This is a genomic window from Microbacterium sp. CPCC 204701 (genome assembly GCF_004010105.1).
In the GTDB taxonomy this organism is placed as follows: Bacteria; Actinomycetota; Actinomycetes; order Actinomycetales; family Microbacteriaceae; genus Microbacterium.
Genome location: NZ_RRYE01000188.1, coordinates 1 through 5,885, shown reverse-complemented (window position 1 = coordinate 5,885; position 5,885 = coordinate 1). Strand labels below are relative to the sequence as shown.

The window sequence follows — 5,885 nt, the reverse complement described above, 5'->3', positions numbered from 1 at the left end:
CGCCCGAGCGCAGAGCCGCCCCGACGGCCGCGCCGGCCGCGGCGCCGACGACGAGAAGTCCGACCGTGGTCGCGAGCACGACAGGGCCGCGCCAGGCGGGCGCACCGACCCACGAACTCACGAGGGGCGTCAGCCAGTACGCGGCGAACGCGCCGGCGGCAAGGCCCACGAGCGTGCCGATGCTGGCGAAGAACCCCCGCTGCAGACCGGCCACGAGCGCGCCGACCAGGAGGAGCACGACCAGCACGTCGACGACGATCATCCGCACTCCTCCCGCACCCTCCGGCCAGGCTATGCACTCAGTCTGGGAGGACCCTACGACCCGCCGGGACTTGAGCCGCGGCGGCGTATGACACCGCCCGTTTGGCTTCTGGTCACAATGACACTATGATCGGTATCGAGAGTTAGAGTCACCATGACCAGAACAGTCCTCAGCCCCGAGACCCCGAGCGCCGCGACGGCCGCCGAGCCGACGCGCGTCGCGGTGTCGACTGTGATCTTCTCGCTCGGCATCCTTCCCGGCAGTGACGCCAGCGGCGTCGTCCTGCCACTCGTTCGCCGCACGCGCGACCCGCACGAAGGCCTGTGGGCGCTTCCCGGCGGATGGCTCGACATCGCCGAGGACCTCGAGGCCGCGGCATCCCGCACCCTCGCCGAGACGACCGGGCTGGCACCGAGCTATCTCGAGCAGCTCTACGCGTTCGGAGCGGTCGACCGCTCCCCCACGCGCGTCGTCTCGATCGTGTACTGGGCCCTTCTCCGCCCCGATGCCTCGACCGGGCTCGGCGACCGCGGCGACGGGTTCGAGAACGTCCGGTGGTTCGACGCGGCGGCTCTGCCGCGGCTCGCGTTCGACCACAACGAGATCGTCGAGTACGCACTGTGGCGGCTGCGCAACAAGGTCGGCTACAGCCGCATCGCGCACGGCCTGCTCGCCGATGAGTTCACCCTCGCCGAGCTCCGCGAGGTGTACGAGGCGATCCTCGCCCGGCGCCTGGATCCCGCCAACTTCCGTCGCCAGGTCGAGAACTCCGGCACCCTCATCCCCACCGACCGCTTCCGCACCGGAAGCCACCGTCCCGCGCGGCTCTACCGCTACAACCAGGACGTCGAGCTCGCCGATCGCGGCCCGCTCGGCGCCCGCGACTGACGCATCCGAACGGAGCACCCGACATGCCCGCCGTCAACCTCACCCTGCAGCCCCGGCCCGAACTCGATGCGTCGGTGGATCACGCGATCCAGGCGATCGTGTCGGGCGCGTCCCCGGCCGAGACGTGCACCACGGATCTCGCCGTCGCTCCGTGGGACTTCGACACCCGACCCGGCTACGGACCCGGCTCGTCGATGGGCGACGTCATCCCGACCGGGTCGCCCCGGCAGGGCGAGCTACCGCTCGCGTACCGCGAGGCGTCCGAGGCCGAGCTCGCCGAGCGCATCCGTGCGGCCAAGGCGACGCTCGGCGACCGCGTCGTGGTGCTCGGCCACTTCTACCAGCGCGAAGAGGTCGTCGTGCACGCCGACTACGTGGGCGACTCGTTCCAGCTCGCGAACGCCGCGCTCGAACACCCGGACGCCGAGGCGATCGTGTTCTGCGGCGTCCACTTCATGGCCGAGACCGCCGACCTGCTCTCGCGTCTCGGGCAGTCCGTCATCCTGCCGAACCTCGCCGCCGGGTGCTCGATGGCCGACATGGCCGACATCGACCAGGTCGAGGACTGCTGGGAGCAGCTCGCCGAGATCTACGGCGACATGGACGAGACGGATGCCGACGGCCGTGTGCCTGTGGTGCCCGTGACGTACATGAACTCCTCTGCCGCCATCAAGGGCTTCGTGGGCCGGCACGGCGGCATCGTCTGCACGTCGTCGAACGCCCGGACCGTGCTGGAGTGGGCGTTCGAGCGCGGTCGCCGCGTGCTGTTCTTCCCCGACCAGCACCTGGGCCGCAACACCGCGAAGGCGATGGGCGTGCCGCTCGAGCAGATGCCGATGTGGAATCCGCGCAAGGCCCTGGGCGGGGCATCCGTCGACGCCCTCGAAGACGCCCGCGTCATCCTGTGGCACGGCTTCTGCTCGGTGCACCGACGCTTCTCGGTCGACCAGATCGAGAAGGCGCGCGCCGACCACCCGGGTGTGCGTGTCATCGTGCACCCCGAGTGCCCGATGGACGTCGTCGACGCCGCCGACGAGTCGGGGTCGACCGACTACATCCGCAGGGCGATCGAGGCGGCCACCGACCCGAGCGTGTTCGCGATCGGCACCGAGGTGAACCTCGTGCAGCGCCTGGCGGCTCAGCACCCGCAGCACGAGATCTTCTGCCTCGACCCGGTCGTGTGCCCGTGCTCGACGATGTATCGCATCCATCCCGGCTACCTCGCGTGGGTGCTCGAAGGGCTCGTGGCCGGTGAGGTGCGCAACCGCATCGTCGTGCCGTCCGACGTCGCCGAGCCCGCCCGCCTGGCCCTCGAGCGCATGCTCGCCGCAAAGCCGCCGGCAGCGCCGGCGGCCGACTGGGAGAACGCGTCGTGACCGTTCGACGGGCTCTGGGACCGGCGCGGGACCAGGGACCGGCCGTGGTCGTCGTGGGCTCCGGCATCGCCGGGCTCATCACGGCGCTGCACGCCGTCGACCGAGGCTGCCAGGTGACCCTCGTCACGAAGGACGTGCTCGAGCACGCCAACACGCGCTTCGCGCAGGGCGGGATCGCCGGGGTCATGTTCGACGACGACCGCGCGGACGACCACGTCCGCGACACCCTCGTCGCCGGCGCGGGCCTCGGCGATCCGGACGCCGTGCGCGTGCTCGTCGACGAAGGGCCGGCCCGCATCCGCGAGCTCGTCGACATCGGCGTCGCATTCGACCGCGACCGCGACGGCGAGTTCGTGAAGGGGCTCGAGGCCGCTCATTCGTACCCCCGCATCCTGCACGCCGGCGGCGACGCCACCGGCACGGCGATCGAGAAGGCGCTCGTCGCGCGCCTGTGCGCCAGCGCGGTCGAGGTGATCGAGCACGCGTTCCTGGTCGACCTCGTCGTGACCGGCGGCCGCGTGAGCGGCGTCGACCTGCTCGTGGGAGAGACGCCGGCCTCCCCCGGCGCACGCCGGACCATCACGGCCGACGCGATCGTGCTCGCCACCGGCGGCGCCGGCGAGCTGTATGCGCACTCGACCAACCCGTCGGTCGCGACCGGCGACGGCATCGCAGCCGCCCTGCGCGCGGGAGCCGCGGTCGCCGACCTCGAGTTCTTCCAGTTCCACCCGACGGTGCTGGAAGGCAAGGCGTGCCCTGCCGGGCTCGCGGCGGGCGAATCGTTCCTGGTGTCGGAGGCGGTGCGCGGCGAGGGTGCGACCCTCGTCGACGAGGACGGCCGGCGCTTCGCGTTCGATGCCCACCCCGACGGAGAGCTCGCGCCCCGCGACGTCGTCGCGCGTGCGATCGCGCAGCAGATGGAGGCGCAGGACGGGCGTCCGGTGTTCCTCGACGCGACGCGCCTGCATTCGGCGGACGCGGAGCTTCGGGCCGCGTTCTTGGCCCGGCGCTTCCCGACCATCGACCGCGCGGTGCGCGAGCGCGGTCTGAACTGGGCCCGCGAGCCCATCCCCGTCACGCCGGCCGCCCACTACCTCATGGGCGGGGTGTCGACGGACCTGCGCGGGCGCACGACGGTCCACGGTCTCTACGCCGTCGGCGAGGTCGCGCGCACGGGCGTGCACGGTGCGAATCGCCTCGCGTCGAACTCGCTCCTCGAGGGGGCGGTCTTCGGCGCCCGCGCGGGAGAGGTGATCACGACGGATGCCGCATCCGGCGTCTGGCCGGTGCCGGGGAGCGCAAATGGTGCGCAGGTCCGGGGGGTTTCGTCTCGCTCGCGGGGGCTCCCTGGCGGCGAGTCCCGGTCGTTGAGCGCCCTTCGACAGGCACGGGAACCGCTCCGCGAATCGACACGGCTCGAACCGTTCTCGCGCCGTGGGCTGCAGGAGCTGCTGTGGGAGCACGCGGGACTCGTGCGCGACGAAGCGGGCCTCGGGCATGCGGCATCCGTCATCGCCGCCTGGCGCGCACGCGAGCGCGAGCCTCGCACCGAGCGTGAGCTCGAAGATGAGAACCTGCTGCTCGTGGCCGAACACCTCGTCGCCGCCGCGCGCGCGCGCCGCCAGTCGGTCGGCGCCCACCACCGTTCCGACACCGCACCGGCCACCGTGGCCGGCACGCTCGTCGCCGAGGAGGCCGTCGCTTGCTGAACCGCACACACATCGACCGCGTCGTGGCGGCCGCCCTCGAAGAGGACGCCCCATGGGGCGACGTCACGAGCGAGTACCTGCTGTCCGAGAACGCCGCGGCACGGGCCGACCTCGTCGCGCGCGAGCCCGGCGTCTTCTCGGGCAGCGATGTGTTCGAGGCCGCGTTCCGGCTGACCGATCCACGCATCGACGTGCAGCTCGTCGTCGAAGACGGCGAATGGTTCGAGCCCGGTGCGGTGCTCGCCGTCGTCACCGGGCCGGCGCGCGGAGTGCTCACGGCCGAGCGCATCGGCCTGAACTTCGCGCAGCGGATGTCGGGCATCGCGACGCTCACCGGACGCTACGTCGCCGAGGTCGCGCACACCGGCGCCCGCATCGTCGACACGAGGAAGACGACGCCGGGCCTGCGCGCCTTCGAGCGCAAGGCTGTGCGCGACGGCGGCGGGCGCAACCACCGCAACTCGCTGTCGGATGCGGTGATGGCCAAGGACAACCACCTCGCCGTGCTCGCGCGCGGCGCACGCGGCGAGGCGTGGGGCGCGGCGATCACGGCGGCTCTGCGCGCGGCCAAGGATCGGCTGCCGCACACCACGCACCTCGAGGTCGAGGTCGATCGACTCGAGCAGATCGAGCCGGTGCTCGAGGCCGGGATCGGCACCATCATGCTCGACAACTTCTCGCTCGACGACCTGCGGGCAGGCGTGGCGCAGGTCGCGGGACGTGCCGTCGTCGAGGCATCGGGCGGGGTCTCGCTCGAGACCGTACGCGCGATCGCCGAAACCGGCGTCGACGTCATCTCGGTCGGCGCGCTCACGCACTCGTCGCGCGCGCTCGACCTCGGTCTCGACGTGCGCGTCGACTCGCCCTGACGGCGGTCCTTCCGATGAGCATGCTCTACCTCGACAACGCGGCCACGACCCCCGTGCGCCACGAGGTGCTCGAGGCGATGACGCCGTACCTCACGCGCTGGTTCGGCAATCCGTCGAGCCACCACACGGTGGGCGAGGCCGCCGCCGGCGCGCTCGGCGACGCGCGGAGACGCGTCGCCCGGGTGCTGGGCATGCGCGCCGGCGACATCGTCTTCACGTCCGGCGGCACTGAGGCGAACAACCTCGCGGTCAAGGGCATCGCCCTCGCCGCGCTCGAGCAGCGCGGGGCGCGGCACCTGATCACGACGCCGATCGAGCACGAGTCGGTGCTCGAGTCCGCCCGCTTCCTGGAGCGGTTCCATGGGTTCGCGACCACACTCCTCGACGTCGACGGGCAGGGCCGCGTGTCGCCCGACGGGCTGGCGACAGCGCTGCAGGACGACACCGCGGTGGTGAGCATCGGCTACGCCAACAACGAGGTCGGGACGGTGCAGGATGCCGCCGCCCTCGCCGCAGTCACCCACGAGCGGCGCGTGCCGCTGCATCTCGACGGGGTGCAGGCCGCCGGCTGGCTCCCGCTCACGGCGCCCGCCCTGGGTTGCGATGCGATCTCGCTCGCCGGTCACAAGCTCGGCGCCCCCAAGGGCACCGGCGTGCTCGCCGTGCGCGGACGCGTTCCCCTCGAACCGGTGCTGCACGGCGGCGGCCAGGAACGCGGCCGCCGCAGCGGCACCGAGAACGTCGCCGGTGCGGTCGGCTTCGCGACCGCGCTCGAGCTCGC

Annotated in this window: 6 protein-coding genes; 5 read left to right on the top strand and 1 reads right to left on the bottom strand. The window is 72.2% G+C overall.

Annotated elements, in window-relative coordinates:
• On the bottom strand, positions 1–262 hold a 262-nt coding region (locus tag EIO58_RS11410), incomplete at its 3' end, for a CvpA family protein (RefSeq protein WP_205789237.1).
• A 153-nt stretch (positions 263–415) separates the two neighbouring features.
• Here EIO58_RS11410 and EIO58_RS11405 point away from each other — a divergent pair.
• From EIO58_RS11405 to EIO58_RS11385, 5 genes are all read left to right on the top strand, one after another.
• Positions 416–1,150: an NUDIX hydrolase gene (locus EIO58_RS11405; RefSeq protein WP_127819642.1), complete on the top strand. Its 735-nt coding sequence runs from the start codon at positions 416–418 to the stop codon at positions 1,148–1,150.
• A 23-nt stretch (positions 1,151–1,173) separates the two neighbouring features.
• Positions 1,174–2,526 (top strand): quinolinate synthase NadA, encoded by a 1,353-nt coding sequence (gene nadA / locus EIO58_RS11400; RefSeq protein WP_127819641.1) that lies wholly within the window; start codon positions 1,174–1,176, stop codon positions 2,524–2,526.
• Positions 2,523–4,235 (top strand): L-aspartate oxidase, encoded by a 1,713-nt coding sequence (gene nadB, locus EIO58_RS11395; protein ID WP_240658760.1) that lies wholly within the window; start codon positions 2,523–2,525, stop codon positions 4,233–4,235. Before nadA ends, nadB begins: the two co-directional genes overlap by 4 nt.
• Positions 4,229–5,104 (top strand): carboxylating nicotinate-nucleotide diphosphorylase, encoded by an 876-nt coding sequence (nadC, locus tag EIO58_RS11390; protein ID WP_127819640.1) that lies wholly within the window; start codon positions 4,229–4,231, stop codon positions 5,102–5,104. The genes nadB and nadC overlap by 7 nt, the downstream gene beginning before the upstream one ends.
• A gap of 20 nt (positions 5,105–5,124) precedes the next feature.
• Positions 5,125–5,885, top strand: a 761-nt coding sequence (locus EIO58_RS11385; protein ID WP_164861651.1) for a cysteine desulfurase family protein, incomplete at its 3' end; no start/stop codon positions are given.